This is a genomic window from Alteromonas sp. 1_MG-2023, assembly GCF_030547075.1.
In the GTDB taxonomy this organism is placed as follows: Bacteria; Pseudomonadota; Gammaproteobacteria; order Enterobacterales; family Alteromonadaceae; genus Alteromonas.
Map to the genome: position 1 here is coordinate 18,500 of NZ_JAUOQH010000004.1, position 18,277 is coordinate 36,776.

At 43.6% G+C, this 18,277-nt stretch carries 20 protein-coding genes; 15 read left to right on the forward strand and 5 right to left on the reverse strand.

Annotated elements, in window-relative coordinates:
• Nucleotides 1-2 precede the first annotated feature (2 nt).
• Together Q4561_RS05295 and Q4561_RS05300 are read left to right on the forward strand one after the other, a co-directional pair.
• The gene (locus Q4561_RS05295) at nt 3-743 is read left to right on the forward strand and encodes a capsule biosynthesis GfcC family protein (RefSeq protein ID WP_303458156.1); all 741 of its coding nucleotides are present in this window, start codon (nt 3-5) and stop codon (nt 741-743) included.
• A complete protein-coding gene (locus Q4561_RS05300; RefSeq protein ID WP_303458158.1) occupies nt 740-2,854 on the forward strand; it encodes a YjbH domain-containing protein in 2,115 nt (704 codons plus the stop codon). Before Q4561_RS05295 ends, Q4561_RS05300 begins: the two co-directional genes overlap by 4 nt.
• 96 nt (nt 2,855-2,950) lie before the next feature.
• On the opposite strand, the gene Q4561_RS05305 is transcribed toward Q4561_RS05300, so the two are convergent.
• Nucleotides 2,951-3,349, reverse strand: a complete 399-nt coding sequence (locus Q4561_RS05305; protein ID WP_303458159.1) for an adenylyltransferase/cytidyltransferase family protein — start codon at nt 3,347-3,349, stop codon at nt 2,951-2,953.
• Nucleotides 3,350-3,361: 12 nt separating this feature from the next.
• The gene (locus Q4561_RS05310; protein ID WP_303458160.1) at nt 3,362-4,438 is read right to left on the reverse strand and encodes a CDP-glycerol glycerophosphotransferase family protein; all 1,077 of its coding nucleotides are present in this window, start codon (nt 4,436-4,438) and stop codon (nt 3,362-3,364) included.
• 364 nt (nt 4,439-4,802) lie between these two features.
• Here Q4561_RS05310 and rpmB point away from each other — a divergent pair, with 364 nt between their 5' ends.
• The 4 genes from rpmB to mutM all read left to right on the forward strand — a co-directional run bounded on the left by rpmB (nt 4,803) and on the right by mutM (nt 6,743).
• The gene (gene rpmB / locus Q4561_RS05315) at nt 4,803-5,039 is read left to right on the forward strand and encodes a 50S ribosomal protein L28 (protein ID WP_013786149.1); all 237 of its coding nucleotides are present in this window, start codon (nt 4,803-4,805) and stop codon (nt 5,037-5,039) included.
• Between the two features lie 11 nt (nt 5,040-5,050).
• Nucleotides 5,051-5,206, forward strand: coding sequence for a 50S ribosomal protein L33 (rpmG, locus tag Q4561_RS05320; protein ID WP_013786148.1), 156 nt, complete (start codon nt 5,051-5,053; stop codon nt 5,204-5,206).
• A gap of 136 nt (nt 5,207-5,342) precedes the next feature.
• Nucleotides 5,343-5,819 (forward strand): hypothetical protein, encoded by a 477-nt coding sequence (locus Q4561_RS05325; protein WP_303458162.1) that lies wholly within the window; start codon nt 5,343-5,345, stop codon nt 5,817-5,819.
• Between the two features lie 114 nt (nt 5,820-5,933).
• Nucleotides 5,934-6,743, forward strand: coding sequence for a bifunctional DNA-formamidopyrimidine glycosylase/DNA-(apurinic or apyrimidinic site) lyase (mutM, locus tag Q4561_RS05330; RefSeq protein WP_303458164.1), 810 nt, complete (start codon nt 5,934-5,936; stop codon nt 6,741-6,743).
• 98 nt (nt 6,744-6,841) lie between these two features.
• Here the strand turns inward: mutM and coaD are convergent, their stop codons facing one another.
• Both coaD and Q4561_RS05340 read right to left on the reverse strand, forming a co-directional pair.
• Nucleotides 6,842-7,330 carry a pantetheine-phosphate adenylyltransferase gene (gene coaD, locus Q4561_RS05335; RefSeq protein ID WP_303458165.1) on the reverse strand — a complete coding sequence of 163 codons (489 nt, stop codon included), beginning with the start codon at nt 7,328-7,330 and terminating at the stop codon, nt 6,842-6,844.
• Nucleotides 7,331-7,395: 65 nt separating this feature from the next.
• A complete protein-coding gene (locus Q4561_RS05340; protein WP_303458166.1) occupies nt 7,396-8,112 on the reverse strand; it encodes a 3-deoxy-D-manno-octulosonic acid kinase in 717 nt (238 codons plus the stop codon).
• A gap of 94 nt (nt 8,113-8,206) precedes the next feature.
• Between Q4561_RS05340 and Q4561_RS05345 the strand changes: the two genes are divergently transcribed.
• The 8 genes from Q4561_RS05345 to glpG all read left to right on the forward strand — a co-directional run bounded on the left by Q4561_RS05345 (nt 8,207) and on the right by glpG (nt 17,021).
• Complete coding sequence (locus Q4561_RS05345) at nt 8,207-9,208, forward strand: glycosyltransferase family 9 protein (protein ID WP_303458168.1); 1,002 nt, start codon at nt 8,207-8,209, stop codon at nt 9,206-9,208.
• Nucleotides 9,209-9,302: 94 nt separating this feature from the next.
• Nucleotides 9,303-9,776, forward strand: coding sequence for a substrate-binding domain-containing protein (locus Q4561_RS05350; protein WP_303458170.1), 474 nt, complete (start codon nt 9,303-9,305; stop codon nt 9,774-9,776).
• Nucleotides 9,773-10,966 (forward strand): hypothetical protein, encoded by a 1,194-nt coding sequence (locus Q4561_RS05355; RefSeq protein WP_303458172.1) that lies wholly within the window; start codon nt 9,773-9,775, stop codon nt 10,964-10,966. Before Q4561_RS05350 ends, Q4561_RS05355 begins: the two co-directional genes overlap by 4 nt.
• A gap of 8 nt (nt 10,967-10,974) precedes the next feature.
• Nucleotides 10,975-13,434 carry a bifunctional diguanylate cyclase/phosphodiesterase gene (locus Q4561_RS05360; RefSeq protein ID WP_303458173.1) on the forward strand — a complete coding sequence of 820 codons (2,460 nt, stop codon included), beginning with the start codon at nt 10,975-10,977 and terminating at the stop codon, nt 13,432-13,434.
• A 176-nt stretch (nt 13,435-13,610) separates the two neighbouring features.
• Nucleotides 13,611-14,807, forward strand: a complete 1,197-nt coding sequence (gene kbl / locus Q4561_RS05365) for a glycine C-acetyltransferase (RefSeq protein ID WP_303458175.1) — start codon at nt 13,611-13,613, stop codon at nt 14,805-14,807.
• Nucleotides 14,804-15,829, forward strand: a complete 1,026-nt coding sequence (gene tdh, locus Q4561_RS05370) for an L-threonine 3-dehydrogenase (protein ID WP_013786138.1) — start codon at nt 14,804-14,806, stop codon at nt 15,827-15,829. The genes kbl and tdh overlap by 4 nt, the downstream gene beginning before the upstream one ends.
• Nucleotides 15,829-16,146 (forward strand): thiosulfate sulfurtransferase GlpE, encoded by a 318-nt coding sequence (gene glpE / locus Q4561_RS05375; RefSeq protein WP_013786137.1) that lies wholly within the window; start codon nt 15,829-15,831, stop codon nt 16,144-16,146. The genes tdh and glpE overlap by 1 nt, the downstream gene beginning before the upstream one ends.
• The gene (glpG, locus tag Q4561_RS05380; RefSeq protein WP_303458177.1) at nt 16,143-17,021 is read left to right on the forward strand and encodes a rhomboid family intramembrane serine protease GlpG; all 879 of its coding nucleotides are present in this window, start codon (nt 16,143-16,145) and stop codon (nt 17,019-17,021) included. The genes glpE and glpG overlap by 4 nt, the downstream gene beginning before the upstream one ends.
• A 19-nt stretch (nt 17,022-17,040) precedes the next feature.
• Here glpG and Q4561_RS05385 read toward each other — a convergent pair whose 3' ends face one another.
• Complete coding sequence (locus Q4561_RS05385) at nt 17,041-17,454, reverse strand: flagellar basal body-associated protein FliL (protein ID WP_303458179.1); 414 nt, start codon at nt 17,452-17,454, stop codon at nt 17,041-17,043.
• Between the two features lie 199 nt (nt 17,455-17,653).
• On the opposite strand from Q4561_RS05385, the gene Q4561_RS05390 reads away from it, so the two are divergent.
• Nucleotides 17,654-18,271, forward strand: coding sequence for a chorismate lyase (locus Q4561_RS05390; RefSeq protein WP_303458180.1), 618 nt, complete (start codon nt 17,654-17,656; stop codon nt 18,269-18,271).
• Nucleotides 18,272-18,277 lie beyond the last annotated feature (6 nt).

An 18,277-nucleotide genomic window follows, 5' to 3' on the forward strand; every position in this document is an offset into this window, starting at 1 on the left:
AAATGAAGATTATTAGCACCTTTTTAGTGAGTCTTTTGCTTTTCACCAGTTCAGCTTTTGCTCAAGTTACTACTATTATAATTAATAAACAATCTTACGAATTCGCTCAGCCTATTAGACTGAACAGTGTTTTATCGATTGTGGCTGAAGCCGGTGATTGGTACTGGCCAGCTTCAGGTATTTACAATTTAAATGACGCGTATGCAGAGCGTGAAAAAGATGCTGTTTTATCTGACATTCGTATCGTTATGAAAGGCTATAGTGCGGATAGTGATACTTACCAGGCGCTAGAAAACCTCTATCAACAAATTTCTTCTTGGACAGTATCTACACGTGTGATCACGCCAATATCCTATAACCGTGCGCGGTTAATTGCTGACGAAAACCCTATGTTCCAACCAGGCCGGTATTTACTTCGAATTAGCCCAAGACCTTCAGTCGTACATTTTTCAGGATTAGTTCTTAAACCTGGTGCTTACGAACACAGTAGTGATCTTTCTATTTTTTCTGTCGTCAAATCGGTCACTAAAGCCCCTGACGCAGATAAAAGCCATGTTTTTGTGGTTACCCCAACGGGTGATATAGAGAAACGAGGTATTGCTTACTGGAACCTTGATTATTCGCAGTTAATGCCAGGCAGCCAGGTTTACGTGCCCATCACAGGACAGATATTCAGTTCAGCGTTAGATGAACTCAACACCCGCATCGCAAATTTAGCAGTACATAGGATCCTTCCTCAATGAGCGCTTTTCCATATAAGAAAACATCTCTAGCACTCATCATTAGCAGTGCGTCAGCCTTTCCGGCCTTGGCAGATACAGATACCGTCGATACTGAACTTCGCGTTACCCCATCGCAAATGGTGCAAGGCGGTAATGGACTTATACAAACACCTACGGCGCGTATGCGTGAAGAGGGTGGATTAGCGATAAATTATACTGACAATGGTGAGTACCGTTTTTGGTCGGTAAATCTACAACTATTTGATTGGATGGAAGCTACCGCTCGCTATACCGATGTACGTACTCAATTTTATAGTGATGTAGAATCTTTCAGTGGTGACCAAACCCTGAAAGATAAAGGCTTGGATGTAAAGTTCAGGCTATGGAAGGAAGGTTACTATACGCCAGATATTTCGGTCGGTTTTCGCGACTTTGGGGGCACTGGCTTCTTCGAAAGTGAGTATATTAATGCCAGTAAGTCATTCGGCCCATTTGATGTCCACCTAGGTTTAGGTTGGGGTTACTTAGGTACGGCTGATGATATTACTAACCCATTATGTGAATTTAGAGATAGTTTCTGTGATCGGCCTGCTGGATATTCTGGCGAGGGTGGGAAGGTTGATTACGATCAGTTTTTCAAGGGGACAACTGCCTTTTTTGGTGGTGTTGAATACCAAACACCTTGGAAGCCGCTAACTCTTAAACTTGAATTCGAGGGCAATGACTATTCCCTTGATAGAGCCGGTGAGCTAGAACAAGACACGCGTTGGAATGTAGGTGCTGTCTACCGCTGGAATGAATTTGATTTCAGTATGAATTACCAGCGTGGGAATACCTTTGGTTTTGGCGTAACTTATCGCTTCAATATGAATACCATAAGCCAAATTAAGTTCGATGAGCCACCTAAAACGCTAATGGCTAGGAATGTACCAGAAACGATAGATAAAGTAGATAAGTCAAGATTATATAATACGCTTTATCGCTCGGCGGGGTTCGCATTATCAGATGCCAGTATTGAAGAAGATAAAGCCGTGTTATACGGCACTCAATTCGTTTATCGAGATCAAGATGAGGCAATAGAGCGCATAGGACGTATTGTCGCGTCAGAGCTTCCTGACACTGTGGAAAACTATCACATTGTCGAGAACAGTGGTGGCCAGCCAATGGTTGATACCACAATAAAAGCTGATGAGTTTATTGCTGCAGCGCGCTATGAGTCGATAGATGCTGACATTACCAAATCATATGTACGTACTTCTCCTTCTAAAGAGGTGATGGATGCTTATGAACCGACTAATACACACGGGTTCTACTATGGCGCTAACTTCTTCTGGACTCAATCGTTTGGAAACCCTGAAGCTTTCTACTTATATCAAACAGGTTTAGTTTTAAGTTCGGGCTACGCCTTTAACAATAAATTGTCTGTTGTAGGGAGTGCTCGGGTTACACTATTAGATAACTTCGATAAATTTAACTTCTTGGTAGATAACGAAGAAACCGCATTGCCTCGAGTAAGAACCCGAGTGCGTGAATACGTATCTGAAAATACAGTAGGTTTAGATACCGCCTTTATTCACTACAAAGATTCAATTAGTGAGAATGTATTTGGGCAAGTCTACGGGGGTTATCTTGAAACCATGTTTGCAGGGGTAGGTGGAGAGATTTTATATCGACCTGTCGATAGCAAACTGGCCTATGGTATCGACATTAACTATGTAAAACAGCGCGATCCATACAATCAATTTACTACCTTGGATTATGATGTCATTACCGGTCACGCCAGTGTGTATTGGCAACCTGAAATGCTAAAAGGTACCCAGTTGACGGTAAGTGCAGGGCAGTTCTTGGCAAAAGACAAAGGTGTAAATATTGATTTCGCAAAACGTTTTGATAGCGGTATTGTAGTAGGGGCTTACGCTGCCTTTACCGATGTATCATCAGAAGAATACGGAGAAGGGAGCTTCACGAAGGGCTTCTATATTTCTATTCCTTCCGATTTATTCTTACTGCAACCGTCTAAAGGGCGTGGCACCTTCCCTTGGGTTCCTATCTCGCGAGATGGTGGTCAAATGCTTGGAAGACCAGTACGTCTTATCGACTCCACTGCTGTGCGTTCACCGTTTTACGATTAGTTAAAGGTATAAGCGCGGAGTAATCAGTATTCCGCGCTTACTACCACTGCAATTTTTTGCTTTTCCACCCGAAAATTTATAAAGATAAATAACCGCTTACTCGCTACTTTCCTTTATTATTTCAATTATTTCTGTGGTTGAAATAGAGGGCGTTCGCGGCAGGTAGACTACTTCACAGATGTCTTTAAACTCATCGAATTTACCGTCCCAGTCATCCCCCATTACCAACACATCCGCTTTATGCTGAATAATATAATCACGCTTTTTTTCTAAAGATTCTTCCATAAAAAGGCTATCGACAAAGCGTAAAGAGGTTAGCAATTCTTCTCGGCTTTTGTAGGGGTAGATAGGATTGCGGCCTTTTTTACTAAAGTTGAGTTCATCAGAAGAGAGACCCACAATAAGGTAATCACCTTCAGCTCGCGCGCGCTTAAGTATACGTATGTGACCAATGTGTAATACGTCAAATGTACCGAAGGTTATTATACGTCTCAAAATACCACCTACTTATTGGGTTGTAAGGTATTCGGCAATGCGCTCACTGCATTTACCATCAGTAACTCCCACCATATTTTGGGTTATTCTTTTGCGCTCAGCGCTTAATTCCATCGGTTGTTTCAAGCACTCCGCTATGAGCATATTTGCTTGAAATGGATTGCCCGCTCGGTGAGATATCTCATTAAACAGTGCGATATCTGGGTCGAGTCGTTTCTTCAGTCTGAAATTGAAAAAGCCTGAGTAATTCCAGCGAGTTCGAAAAAAATCACACCAAACGATGGGCCTGTCAATGGCAGCAAATTCGAAAATAGCAGATGATGCATCAGAAAGCATAATGTCAGAAACCTGCATAAAAGGGAGTAGGTCGAAATCTTTTACGTTTGCCAGATAAACATTGTCATAGTGGCTCCATGCTTCAACTTTCTGCTTTTGTGAACTGTATTTGCTTTTTGTCAGGCTAAAAAAGTGAGGTTTAACAATGATATTTACATTACTAAGGGTTTCAGGCCAATTTGAAGGGAAGCACTCGATACTTGAGGGAAAAAAGGTTGGGGCATAAAGCACCGTGGGCTTAGTGCTATCTAGGCCTAAGGCCGCAATGTCGATAAGGGGTTCTGTTGCGCCAAAAATGGGGTCAAGTTTCGCATAGCCTGAGTCTATAAAACGTCTATCAGGGTACATTTTTTGTAAGCGAGTAAGGCGATTTTCCCCTTCTACGAATCTCACATCAAAGGGAAACCTTGATACATCGTAGTAGCAAGCTTTAGGGCCTATGCCATGTAACATAAGCGCAAAGCGCGCTTTAATGTCTTTTTTCTGTTCGGCTTTAAAGTAAGGCCGGTTTCCAAATATTATCCAGTCAGCATCACTTTTGCAGTAAAAAGAATAAGTATCAGACTTACCCTCGATAAATTGAAACCGAAAGCCTTCTTTTTCTAGCACTGTTTGCTTTAGTACATCTAATCCATGCTCTTTATGCAAAATAAACTCACATAAAATGCCTTCTTGCATTAGCGCACGAGCGACAGGTAAATATTGTGGAAGGTAGTAAAGGTGTTGCACATCAAAAAGAACTTTACCCTGCATTATTAAAGCTCCATATCGCGGCAGTAAAGTTATTTAGTACACGCACCGCCGATTATTATTATTTTTATTGCGTATGTCCTGCGTTTAACGCAGTATAGCGCGCGTTCATAAAATAGTAACAAAATTTTAAGGGCGGCGAATTTACACTTAAGTGCAAATATTTAGCTTTTTTCTGAGATAAATGTCACTTTCGACAAAAAATGTGACAAAAATTGAGCTTTTTTCCATTTCTTATTGAAATTGGGATCTGTTTGCTGTATAAAATGCGCCCTCTAATTTATAGTAATACGTCATTTGATCCAGTGACCTTTTGATAGGTGGAATCGATTGACGCGACAGTTATCGTTGTTCTGGAGACAAATCAATGTCAAGAGTATGTCAAGTAACAGGTAAGCGCCCTACGGTTGGTAATAACCGTTCGCACGCAAGAAACGCGACTCGTCGTCGTTTTTTACCAAACCTTCACTCTCACCGTTTTTGGGTTGAGAGCGAAAACCGTTTCGTTAAGCTACGTTTATCTGCTAAAGGTATGCGTATCATCGATAAAAATGGTATCGATTCAGTACTAACTGACATCCGTGCCCGTGGTGAGAAAATCTAAGGAAGCCTACAATGCGTGATAAAATTAAATTAGTTTCTTCAGCAGGTACAGGTTTCTTCTACACCACTGATAAGAACAAACGTAACATGCCTGGTAAAATGGAGATCAAAAAGTTTGATCCTGTTGTACGTAAGCACGTTATGTTCAAAGAGGCCAAAATCAAGTAATAAACTTGCTTTTGTCTCCACGAAAACCCAGCCTTTGCTGGGTTTTTTGCTTTTCAGAGTGTGAAAATATTGCCGCTGGAATATGATAGTGCTAGGCATTACCATATAAAACCGTATTCATGAAATAGGATTGTAGGTGGCCAGACTCTCACAGCGCGCCATGAACAACGTGGTTATTGTTGCCATGTTGGTGATGATTGCCCTTTTCAATTTAGACAGCTTCCTTCCTAAACGCAGTGTTCCCGAATTAAGCCCTCTACTGCCACCTGACGCCTATGTGCTTAAAATAGAGCATGATGGTAACAAGTTAGAACGAAATGGCCAGCAGTGGCGTCAAGTGTCCTCTGAAGGGGAGTTATCAATAACCGCAAGCGATCAAATTGCGCAATGGCAAGCTGCACAGCTTAAAACCGCAACACTAGTAGACGATGCATTTCAATCAGTTGAACCTATCGTGGTGGTTATCTGGCTAGCGGGGCAACCGAATGGCCATGTTTTCGCGTTTTATGCCAATACGCACCCCGTCACAGTGAAGTACAACGGAATGTGGTACACCCTTGAGAATGCGGAACTCAAAGTATTACTGCCTTGGGTGAGTGAACCTAATAGTTAACGTTCCGTATCAGTCTAGCTTTTATTCTTTCTACACTGACTACTGTAATCATTAATGCAACTACGACAACAATCATGACCACAACGAATTTAATATTTAGCGCGGGAGGGGAAAATGCCTGAGTTACCAGAAGTTGAAGTAAGCCGTTTAGGTGTTTCCCCTTACCTGCTAAACGAAACCATAGACAATATTATTGTGCGCGAACGCAGAATGCGCTGGCCTATTCCCGAAGACGTGGCGTTAGCTATCGGCGAAAAGGTAATAGCCGTTAAGCGTAGAGCAAAGTACCTCATGATAGAAACCGAGGCGGGTACGCTTATTTTGCACTTAGGTATGTCGGGTAAATTGCGGGTTATTGATGCGTCTACACCGGTTGCGAAACATGATCATGTTGATATTGTGATGGCGACAGGGAAATGCTTACGTTTTAACGATCCTAGACGTTTTGGGGCCTTCTTATGGCAACCCCCAGGCGAGGCTCTGAAATTACTTGCTAACCTAGGTCCAGAGCCGTTGACTGACGATTTCGATGATGCGCGTTTGTTCGCGCTATCTAGAGGCAAAAAAAGTACCGTAAAAAACTTCATTATGGACAATGCCGTTGTGGTGGGCGTAGGGAATATTTATGCCAATGAAGCTTTATTTCTAGCGGGTATCGACCCAAGAAGAGAAGCAGGGAAAGTCAGTAGCGCTCGTTACAAAAACCTTACGCAAATTATTAAGCAAGTATTAGCAAAAGCGATAGAGCAAGGCGGCACTACACTAAAAGATTTTGCGCAAACCGATGGGAATCCTGGCTACTTTGCACAGCATTTGAATGTGTACGGCAGAAAAGGAGAGCCGTGTGAGGTATGCAAAACAGAAATACAAAGCAAGGTGATTGGCCAGCGAAATACATTCTTTTGTAAACAGTGCCAACGCTAGTTTAAGTACACTAGATAGAACACGTTAGATAAAACAGACTGCGCTCAATAGGCATGTTGAGCACGGTATGTTTAAAAATGGTTTTTATATACAGTGCTTTAGTCTTCTCGGCGAAGTCTATCTTGCAAAGCTTGATCTACCACTGGATGGCAAAAACCACCCACTTTACCGCGATGCAGCGCCACTTCTTTCACTAACGTAGACGATATAAAAGAGTTCTCTTCGGCGGGGGTTAAAAACACACTTTCTAGTTTTGGATTCAAACGACGATTCATGTTCGCGAGTTGGAACTCGTACTCGAAGTCAGATACCGCACGCAATCCGCGAATAAGAATGGTTGCTTTCAATTCATCAGCAAAATCTGCCAATAAGCCAGTAAACCCCATCACTTCTACGTTAGGTAAGTCGGCGGTTACCTTGCGAATCATTTCCACTCTCTCATCAAGGGTGAACAATGGTTGCTTGTTGGGGTTAGCGGCAATACCAACTATTACATGAGAGAAAAGCTGTGATGCCCTTTCTATCAGGTCTGCGTGCCCATTGGTAATGGGGTCGAAAGTGCCTGGGTAAAGTGCTCGTGTATGCATGTTAATCTAATCTTTATTGTTGTAAGGCAACAGTATCTATAAATATGCGTAGATGCAATTGCAATTCAGTTGCTTCTATAACCCTCTAAACAATACTGCCAGTCATCCTGTGTCCAGTAAAACTGAGTATTTAAGCCTTTCTCTTTATTTAAAGAACGCAGTAAACGAGAGAGGTTATCTTTCTTCCAATGATTGCCTCTACGCTGGTGGCAGCGATCAAAATCTATCAACCAAATATTACGTTCGTTATCCATCATAATGTTTCTGATGTTGGCATCGTGGTGATAAATTTGGCAGGCATGCATCTTTGCTAAGGCTTCGCCTACGGCATACCAGTCAGCTTTAGTTAATGGCTCGCGGGTAAGCATGTGATGCAAGTCTTGGCTTGCAGGAATATTTTGGGTAATAAGATTCCCGCGGTAAATAAAGCCTCGGCGGTGGATATGGGCACCAACAGGTACAGGCACGCGTAGGCCATGCTCTCGCATTTTGGCGAGCAAGCGAAACTCTTCAAACGGACGGGAACGCTCAACGCCTAGAAAAAAGTACTGATCGCTTAAGCATTTTCCTACTAGGCCACCGCGTTTGAAATGACGTAGTACCCAATGCTGTGCATCATGCTCAATAAAAATAGTGGTGCCACGGCCTTTGGCCTCACCGGTTATTTTATTTTGGAATAGCCAAAATTCATGACTGAACATATCTACGCTAGGTTCAGTCATTAACTCATCGTTGTATAAGAAGTGATGCCCTGCACCTAAGTCTCGTCGTATTATCGCCATGACGTCCGTTACTTATGGTAAAATTTACCATTCTAATGAATTATTTCGGCATTTCAGCAACGAGAGAGCATTTGTGGGAAAAAAGATTTGCTTAATGCGTCTATCTGCTATTGGTGATGTGTGCCATGCAGCCGCTATGGTAACACGTATTCAAACCCATTGGCCTGACGCTGAGTTAACTTGGGTCATTGGCAAGGTAGAGTATCAACTGGTTAAACTAATGCCGAATGTGCGTTTTATCATTTTCGATAAAAAACAAGGCAAGGCGGCGGTTGAACACTTAAAAAACGCTGTAAAAGGTGAGACCTTCGACGCACTGCTTATGATGCAAGTTGCCTTGCGCGCGAACATGGCCTCTAGAGTCATAAAGGCGAAGCGCCGAATCGGTTTCGACTGGGCTAGAAGCAAAGAACTGCATTGGTTATTTGCTAATGAGCGAGTAGCACCACGCCAACACTCTCATGTGCTTGACGGTTTTATGGACTTTGCAGATGCCCTTGGTGTACCGAAAGTCGACACACCCTCGTGGAATATTCCTATCAGCGAAGAAGACGAACGCTGGGGCGAAGAGCAGGCCGCAGCGCTAGGCGAGTATGTAGTTATTGCCCCAGCGGCCAGCAAAGCAGAACGAAACTGGCTACCAGAGCGATATGCTGAAACTGCAAACTACCTATCAAATAAAGGTAAAACGGTGATATTGGTGGGTGGGCCAGGCGAGCTGGATAAAACTACTGCCAATGCCATTTTAGCTTTCCAGCCTAATATTAAAGCTAACTTCACTGGGAAAACCAGCCTTCATCAACTATTAGTATTACTTAAACATGCCAGCTTAGTTATTGCCCCTGATACCGGTCCTGCGCATATGGCCACCACGGTTCATACGCCTGTCATTGGCTTATACGCTCATTCTAACCCCATCAGAACGGGCCCGTATAATGATATAGACCACACGGTGTCAATTTACGACGAATGTATAGCTAAACAAAAAGGCAAAAAGTGGCAAAATCTACCTTGGGGAATTCGCGCTAAGGGCGATAACCTTATGGAAGGTATTACCAGCGAAGCAGTATTTGCACAAATAAACGCAGTGCTTTAACGAATACTGACTATTTTCAGGAAAATCTTCTAACCGTTATCTACACTTAGCCTAGCCGTGACACAAATATAGACGACAGGGAGCTCGCCCTTTGGTGACGATACTCAAGTTGATGAGGCAATCACGTGTATTCGTAGGTCACTCTGCTTACACGTTAAGCCTAATCGGTATACTACTTTTAGTGTGGTGCCCCGTTGTACGCGCAGACAACGTCATTGTTGTTGCTAGCGAATCTGTGGAAACTCATTCACTTACACGTTCTCAATTGCGACAAATATTTACGGGCCATCTTCAATATTGGGAAGACGGTAAGAAAATTCATGTTTTCGTTTTAGAAGATGAGAACGGGCTGCACAAAACGTTTTGTCGTGAAACGCTGCAAATGTTTCCTTATCAATTATCTCGTTTATGGGACCAGCTCACCTACTCTGGTCAAGGGGTAACCCCTACTCGAGCTGAATCACAGGCTAAACTAATTGAAATGGTAGAAAGTACTTCCGGCGCCATTGGCTATGTCACGAGTGGGAAAATAATAAAGGGGCATCAACTTGAGGTACGTGAACGATGAAAAAGCATATATTCACAACGCTATATTGTTCCGCATTGTTCATCTTGGGTTGTCGCGCAGTCTATGCAGATGAAGCGCCTAGGTTTAATTGGCATGGCTATATTTCCCAAGGGCTAACCCAATCTATTGATAGTAACTTTATTACGTCTGATAACAATATTACTGGTGAGCTAACTGAAATAGGTATAAATGGCCATTACCGTTTAACCAGTAATTTGTCGTTAGCTGGGCAAGTGGTTTATCTAGATGGTGGAAATAGATTTGAACAAGGCACTCGAATAGATTACCTCTTCCTCGATTGGTCAATTGCTGACATTGGAGGTTGGCAGGGGCAAGTTCATTTAGGGCGCTTCAAAAATAGGCATTGGTTGTATTCGGTTACCCGAGATGTTCCTCAAACACGAGATACTGCGGTACTTCCACAATCAGTTTACTTTGACAGCTTTCGCGATGTGGCACTTGGTAGCGACGGTATTCAAACTAGTTTCAAGAAATATTCGAATGACAATATTTGGGAAGTAAATTGGAGCTATGGTAGTTCTGATATTAACGAAGCGCAGAAAAATTTCCTTTTGGGGAAGGTCGCGCTAGGCGAGATTGAACAAGATTTTGTCCATCAATTCAGCGTATTTTGGCAGCCTTCTACCATGGCTTGGAAAGTAGGGCTTAGCTGGCTTGAATCAGACTTTACCTACGAAGCCTCAGATGTCGATAATCGGTTTGATGGTCAAGCCAACATACGCCGATTCATGCTGTCTGCACAATATTTCAGTGAAAACTGGGAGTTGAGCTCTGAAATCCTTAAAGAGCTACAAGACTCGGAAGGGCTTTTTGCGCCAAACTTCCGGGATAAAAGAACTGCCGAAGGAGGGTTCGTTCAGTTTCGCTATCTATTCAATAGCCAAGTAAGTGGGCTAATTAGCTACGATACTTACGTTAATGACGTATCTGATCCTAACGGTAAACAACTTGAGGAAAATAGCTTCGGACAAATCCCTGCTTATTTTGGTTACGTAGATACGGTAGCCGTAGGCGGTCGCTGGGATTTTGCACCTGGTTGGCGTATTCAAGCAGAACATCATTGGGTAGAAGGCGCGACAAGAGCGGTAAGCCTGTTAGATCCCAACATTAAAGATCGTAGTGATAAACACTGGCGTATGTGGTCAGTACAATTGATGTATTGGTTCTAGGTACTCCCATGAAAGTGGAGATGTCTTTCACCACTAAAACCATCGTCATACTGCTGGCGATGGTGCTTACAGTCACCATAGTTATTTCAATGATGCTCATACGAGAAGCCGATTCTAGCTTGGTTTTTCAGCAGCAAGAAGAGCGATTAATAAACCAGCGAAGGCTACAACTTTTTGAAGATATCTTGCATAACCGGATGGTGTTGTGGGTGGACATGTTTAGTCATGTAGAAATGATGGAACATGATAGTTTAGATGGTTTCTATGAAAATCTTCAACGAAATCAAGAGTACTTGATGTTGAATTTTCATGTTGAAAGGATGTATCTATTTGACCAAAACGGTGTTGTAGGTGAGCAGGAAACGCCGATAAAAGATTTTATCGTAAAATTAGTGCGAAGCACGCAGCATTCTCTCGATAGTAGAGCGCTCATCCATTGTGACCTTGTTTGCACCCATTATTTGTCCGTTCCGATTATGACCGATGATGACGTGGTACCTGTGGTTATTCTGTCAGCCTCAATGCGAGAACTGCTGTCGCTATTTAATCGCTCTACCGATGCACACAAGATAGTAATGGTACAGCATAAGCAAGACGAAGCCAGTGTGCCAAATCTAACCCTATCTAGCCAACTATCTCAACTGAATCAAGATTACTTAACCGAACTCATTGCCACATTTCCACAAGACTGGAGCGTAGAAAAGCTGGTGGTGAAAGGGCTGCGTGTGTCATTTCAAGGCAAAGAGCTTTCGGTCAGTTTGTTACCTTTTCCTCATGCTTTATCCGAACAACCCTATTTGATGGTAGTGCAGGACATTACTGCACTTGTGCAGCAAACAGAGCAGTACGAGTTACTGGTTATTGTTAGCGCAATTGTGTTGTTTATTGTATTTGCATTGTTGCTAAGACTATTTCTGAATCAATACCGAATACGGCTTCTGGGTATTAGTGAGCGCTTGCCCATGCTTGCCGATCATAAATTCAACGAATATCACAAACTCGTTGAAAAAAGGCAGCGGCCATCGCTGTGGCGATTGAATGATGAGCTCGATGTAGTAGAAGATGCTGCAAATGCACTAGCCAAACAGCTTGAAGACTTTGATGGCCAAATGGCTGTTAATACCGCCAAGCTTGAAAAAATGGCCATGTTCGATGTACTTACCGGCCTGCCAAATCGGAATATGCTAACGTTTCAAATTGAGAATTTGCTGGCACACTCAACCCGAGACGATAAGTTAGTGGCGCTGATGTTCATGGACCTAGACGATTTCAAAAAGGTTAACGACAGTTATGGGCACGATGTTGGCGACAGGCTGTTAAAAGCTGCGGCTATGCGAATATCACGCCCTCTTAGAGAAACCGATATAGCCACGCGATTCGGCGGCGATGAATTTGTGGTTTTGCTGTCGAATGTAGATAACAAAGAACAAGTAGAGCGAGTGGCAGAGAAGATTATTGAAGAGTTTTCTCAGCCTATTGTAGTCGATGACATGGAATTCTATGTTTCCATCAGCATAGGGGTAGCGGTTAGTCGTCTTTCAAGAGCTACGCCTGTGGAGTTACTGCGCCATGCAGATATAGCCATGTATGAAGCTAAATCGAAAAAAGGGGCGGCCTTTAGAGTTTATGATGCCACCATGAACTTAAAAGCCATGAAGAAAGTGGAGCTTGAAGCTGAAGCGCGGGTGGCGTTAAGAGAGAGCCAATTTAGCTTAGCGCTGCAGCCACAAATTGACCTTCGTACCAACGAATTGATAGGGTTTGAGGCATTGCTGCGTTGGTATCATCCTGAAAAGGGGCATATATCACCGGCCGACTTTATTCCACCGCTAGAAAATACCTCGTTTATGCTGGAATTAGATTACTGGGTAATAGCGAAAGCAACGTACTTAATTAGAGAGCTTAACGCGAACGGTTACCCCAATATCAAATTGGCGATAAACTTGTCTGCGGGGCAATTTTTAGACCCAAGTCTGCCTGACTTTCTTCAGCAACAAATTATTCGTAACGATATTTCGCCATCTCAGGTATGTTTAGAGCTAACCGAGACCGTATTGGTGACAGATATTGATCGAGCCACCGCTATTATGCGTAAAATTCGTGATATGGGGTGCACATTAGCTATCGATGATTTTGGTACCGGCTACTCTTCTTTAAGTTATTTAAAATCTTTACCGGCCGACTTTATTAAAATAGACCGTTCGTTTGTGGCTAATATTGTGGATAACGCCGACGATAGAAATATTGTGCATTCAACTATCGCTATGGTACGTAACATGGGCTTGATAGTTGTTGCCGAAGGTATTGAAACAGCCGAGCAATTTGAAATGTTATGTCATTTTGATTGTCAGATGGGGCAGGGGTACTTAATTGGTCGCCCAATACCAGAGCCAGATATTTGGACCACTCTAAGCAAAAACGTATACATGGGCATATGGGACACAACCCGAGCTAGTCAGCCTGTTTAATCGCTACCAGCGATAGCCCAAACAGCTAAAAAATGCCAAGTAACGCATTGTTATATCTACAAGTGTGCTAAAAAGTTTACACCTACGTGTTTTAATAAAGTAAAAACACCCTCTTCCCTGTGTAACCTTTATATCGCTTTCTTTAAAATACATTTTTATCAATTTCGGAGTCTGACATGTCAGCGGCATTTATCTCTCACCTGCAAGCGCAAATTGCGGCCACTAAAGAAGATGGCTTGTATAAAAAAGAGCGCGTTATTACTTCACAGCAACAAGCAGATATAGACGTGGCCAACGGCGAGCATGTCATTAACTTCTGTGCGAATAACTACTTGGGCTTGGCGAATCACCCCGACCTTATTGCCGCCGCTAAAAGTGGCCTTGAAACCCACGGGTTTGGTATGGCCTCGGTGCGCTTTATTTGTGGTACCCAAGATATTCACAAGCAACTAGAAACTGAAATTAGCGCATTTCTTGGTACAGAAGATACTATTTTGTACCCATCTTGTTTTGACGCCAACGGCGGGTTATTTGAAACCTTGCTAGGCCCAGAAGACGCTATTATTTCTGATGCGCTAAACCACGCTAGCATTATTGACGGTGTTCGTTTGTGTAAAGCTAAGCGCTACCGTTATGCCAATAACGACATGGACTCACTGGAAGATCAGCTTAAGCAAGCTATTGCCGACGGCGCACGATTTAAAGTCATTGCCACCGATGGCGTGTTCTCGATGGACGGTGTTATTGCCAATCTTGCAGGCATCTGCGACCTAGCTGAAAAATACGATGCACTTGTGATGGTAGACGATTGTCACGCAACGGGCTTTTTAGGCGAAAACGGCAAAGGTAGTCATGAATACTGCGACGTAATGGGCCGAGTGGATATTCTCACTGGTACTTTGGGCAAAGCGATGGGCGGTGCATCTGGCGGTTATACGTCAGGCAAAAAAGAAGTGGTTGAGTGGTTACGTCAGCGCTCTCGCCCGTACTTATTCTCAAACTCTGTTGCGCCACCTATCGTATCGGCTTCACTGAAAGTATTCGAGATGATGAAAGACGGCGCAGCATTGCGTGAACAACTTTGGCGCAATTCAGCCCACTTCCGCTCTCGTATGGAAGATGCAGGCTTTACCCTTGCAGGTAAAGATCACGCTATTATTCCTGTAATGCTTGGCGATGCACGGGTTGCTAGCGACATGGCAGACAAGCTACTTGAAAAAGGTATTTACGTGATTGGTTTCTCATACCCCGTAGTGCCAAAAGGCCAAGCCAGAATTCGTACCCAAATGTCAGCTGGGCATTCTATTGAACACGTAGACAAAGCCATTGATGCATTTATTGAAGTAGGCCGTGAAATGGGAGTCATTGCATGAAGTCGTTAGTTAAAGCAAAAGCTGAAAAAGGCATATGGCTTCAAGATACCCAAGAGCCTGAAGTTGGCCATAACGATTTACTAATCAAAATTCGTAAAACCGCCATTTGCGGAACCGATATGCACATTTACAACTGGGACGAATGGTCGCAGCAAACCATACCTGTACCTATGGTAGTGGGCCACGAGTACGTAGGTGAAGTGGTTGGCATGGGCCAAGAAGTACGCGGGTTTGCTATCGGCGATAGGGTGTCTGGAGAAGGCCATATTACGTGCGGCCACTGCAGAAATTGTCGTGCAGGCCGTCGCCATTTATGCCGTAACACCGAAGGCGTTGGCGTAAACCGTTCTGGCGCATTTGCAGAGTATTTGGTTATTCCTGCGTTTAACGCATTTAAAATACCGGACAACATTAGTGATGAACTGGCGTCTATTTTCGACCCATTTGGGAATGCTGTGCACACCGCCCTTAGCTTCGACCTAGTGGGTGAAGATGTATTAATTACCGGTGCTGGTCCTATTGGTATTATGGCAGCTGCAGTGGCGCGTCACGTTGGTGCACGCCATGTGGTTATCACCGACATCAACCCGTATCGCTTAGAGCTTGCTAGAAAGATGGGCGCAACTCGCGCCGTAGATGTTAGCAAAGAAGACCTGCAAGACGTGATGAACGAGCTTGGTATGAGTGAAGGCTTTGATGTTGGCCTTGAAATGTCGGGCGTACCGGTAGCCTTTCGCGACATGCTAAAGAAAATGAATCACGGTGGTAAAGTGGCAATGCTCGGCATTCCGCCACAAGATGTATCGGTTGATTGGAACCAAGTTATTTTTAAAGGGTTAGTAATCAAAGGTATTTACGGTCGTGAAATGTTCGAAACCTGGTACAAAATGGCAAGTTTGCTACAAAGCGGCTTAGATTTGTCGCCAATCATCACGCATACCTTTTCTGTAGATGACTTTCAGAAGGGTTTTGATACCATGGGTTCAGGACAATCAGGCAAAGTTATACTGGACTGGCAATAATGACAGCATTTTCACACATTAGTGTACAAGACGTAGCGAACTTTAATGGCGATGTCGCCATTGTAGATATTCGTGACCCGCAATCTTTTGCCAATGGTCACATGCCAGAAGCTAAGCCGTTAAATAACGATAATTTCGCAGCTTTTGTTGAACAAACGCCAAAAGAAACCCCTGTGGTCGTGGTGTGCTATCACGGCGTAAGCAGTCAGCAAGCCGCACAGGTTATAGCTGAGCAAGGCTTTAATACTGTTTATAGTATGGACGGTGGTTTCGAAGCATGGCGATTAGGCCAGTCTGTGGTGTCTGAAAATTCGTGAGCCATCCTTTAATTGCTTTTCGTCAGCAAGGCGTGGCGCATTTACTGGCTAACTACTTAGGTAGCCAGAATATCACCGCCACGGTAAAGCCTACTGAAGCGGGTGATGAGTTTGTTGTATTGTTGGCAGACGACAACGATGCACTTAAAGCCCGCGCCATAACTGAAGAATTTATTCAGCAACCGAACAATCCTAAATATCAGCAAGCTGCTTGGCAACATGGCGAGAACGTTGATTTAGTGCCTTCACGTCAGTTCGATATGAAAGGGTTCATCAGCAATGCATTATCGGTACCTTTAACCAGTATTGTGTTTGTACTTTGTGTGCTGGTGTATGGTTTGTCGTTGCTAGGTTTGTTCAGCCCCATCGCGCAACACCTACTCATGCAGCCGTTAAGTGTACTTGCCGAAAACCATGAATGGTGGAGGCTATTAGGGCCCGCGTTTATTCACTTCAGCGCACTGCATATTATCTTCAATCTGCTTTGGTGGTGCATGTTAGGCGCCAAAATAGAAAGCACCTTTGGTAAAAGCATGCTGTTTGTGGTGTTTGCGCTATCGGCCATTATATCGAACGTGGCTCAAGCCATGTTTACCACGCCAGTTCAGGGCAATTTAATGCTCTTTGGCGGCTTGTCAGGCGTGGTATACGCCGTAATGGGCTTTGTATGGTGGTTAGGTTGGCTGAAGCCACAGTGGGGCTTGTCGCTGCCTAAATCGGTAATCGGTTTTATGTTGGTGTGGTTAGTATTGGGCTTTGCCGACGTATTGTGGGTAAACATGGCCAATGCGGCACATACTGCAGGGTTAATTACCGGCTGTTTGTTGGCTGGGTTATTAAGCTTAGGGGCTGATAAGCGAAAGCAGGGGCAATAGGCGCCTGCTTAGCCTTGACTTAGCCCTGATATAAATACTTGGTAAAGATAACGTCTTTAATAATTTCGCCGCCGGTTTCTTTCTTCATATGATCTTGAAGTGCTTTTAAAATGGCGCGGCGAATATCTTCACGGCCGGTTAACGACTTCACTTTTTCTTCAGGCTGACTACCAAAAATATCGATAGCTGTAGCACGTAATAACGGCATATGGTGTTCCGCAATTTCTAGCTGCTCAACTTTGTAAATCATAAGCTCAACAGTAACGCGAACGTATCCCAGCTTTCTTGAAGACTCACCAATATAGTTGGTGACAATATCAGGCTCTAGCCCAAGATAAGCAAAGTTAGCTTTTTCTTGCGCAAATGCAGGTGTGAAAGCACTACTAACCAATAAAGCGGTAGCTATTAAACGTGAAGCAAGTGACTTTGTCATGATTTGAGCCAAAGATACCAAATAAATTAAATGATCAAGCTGTAGTGTAGCAAAACATAGCTTAATGACACTACTGCAAAAGTACAAAGGTATATGTAAAATCAATATGCTAGCTATTCGCAATCAGATAAACCACCTAGTAGCCAACAAGTGATATGATACTTTTTTATCGTCTTAAATTTATGACAGAGATTTGGTAGTGAGTTTTCCAAGCAGCTTTCCCGTTGGCTTAAACGTAGAGTGGATGCAAGCCGACAGTGCGCCCCGTAACAATCCTTATTTAAAAAATTGGTTGTTAGATACAGGCTCGTTAACCGAGCGTGTACAATCACTTTGCCATCAGTTTTCTCTAGTTGTGCTAGGGCAGGCCGCCACAGCACTGCATCAAAGTGAGCAAACACTGCTTTCCAAAGGGCTTCCGAATACGTTATCCACACAGCTTTCTAATCAGTCCGCTAGTGAGCCTTCTACTCAGCCCTCAATGCCATATCAAGTTCGTGAAGTACTGTTATGTGGTAATACCGTTCCTTGGGTTTTTGCCCGTTCGGTTATTCCTCAGCGTTTGATTGATGCAGAGTTAGCAAACTTAGGCAGTGAACCCTTAGGTAAGCGACTGTTTAACGATGCTAGATTTATACGCTCTGAGTTTGAATTGTGCCAACTGCCTGCCACGGCACTAGGCTTTGAGCGCACTCAACAATTGTGGGGCCGACGCTCATTATTTACGTTAGGTGAAGACAGTATGATAGTGGCCGAAGTTTTTTTACCCGAGGCGCCCGTTTATTATTCAAGGTACGACAATGGCACTGAATCTTAATTTAGC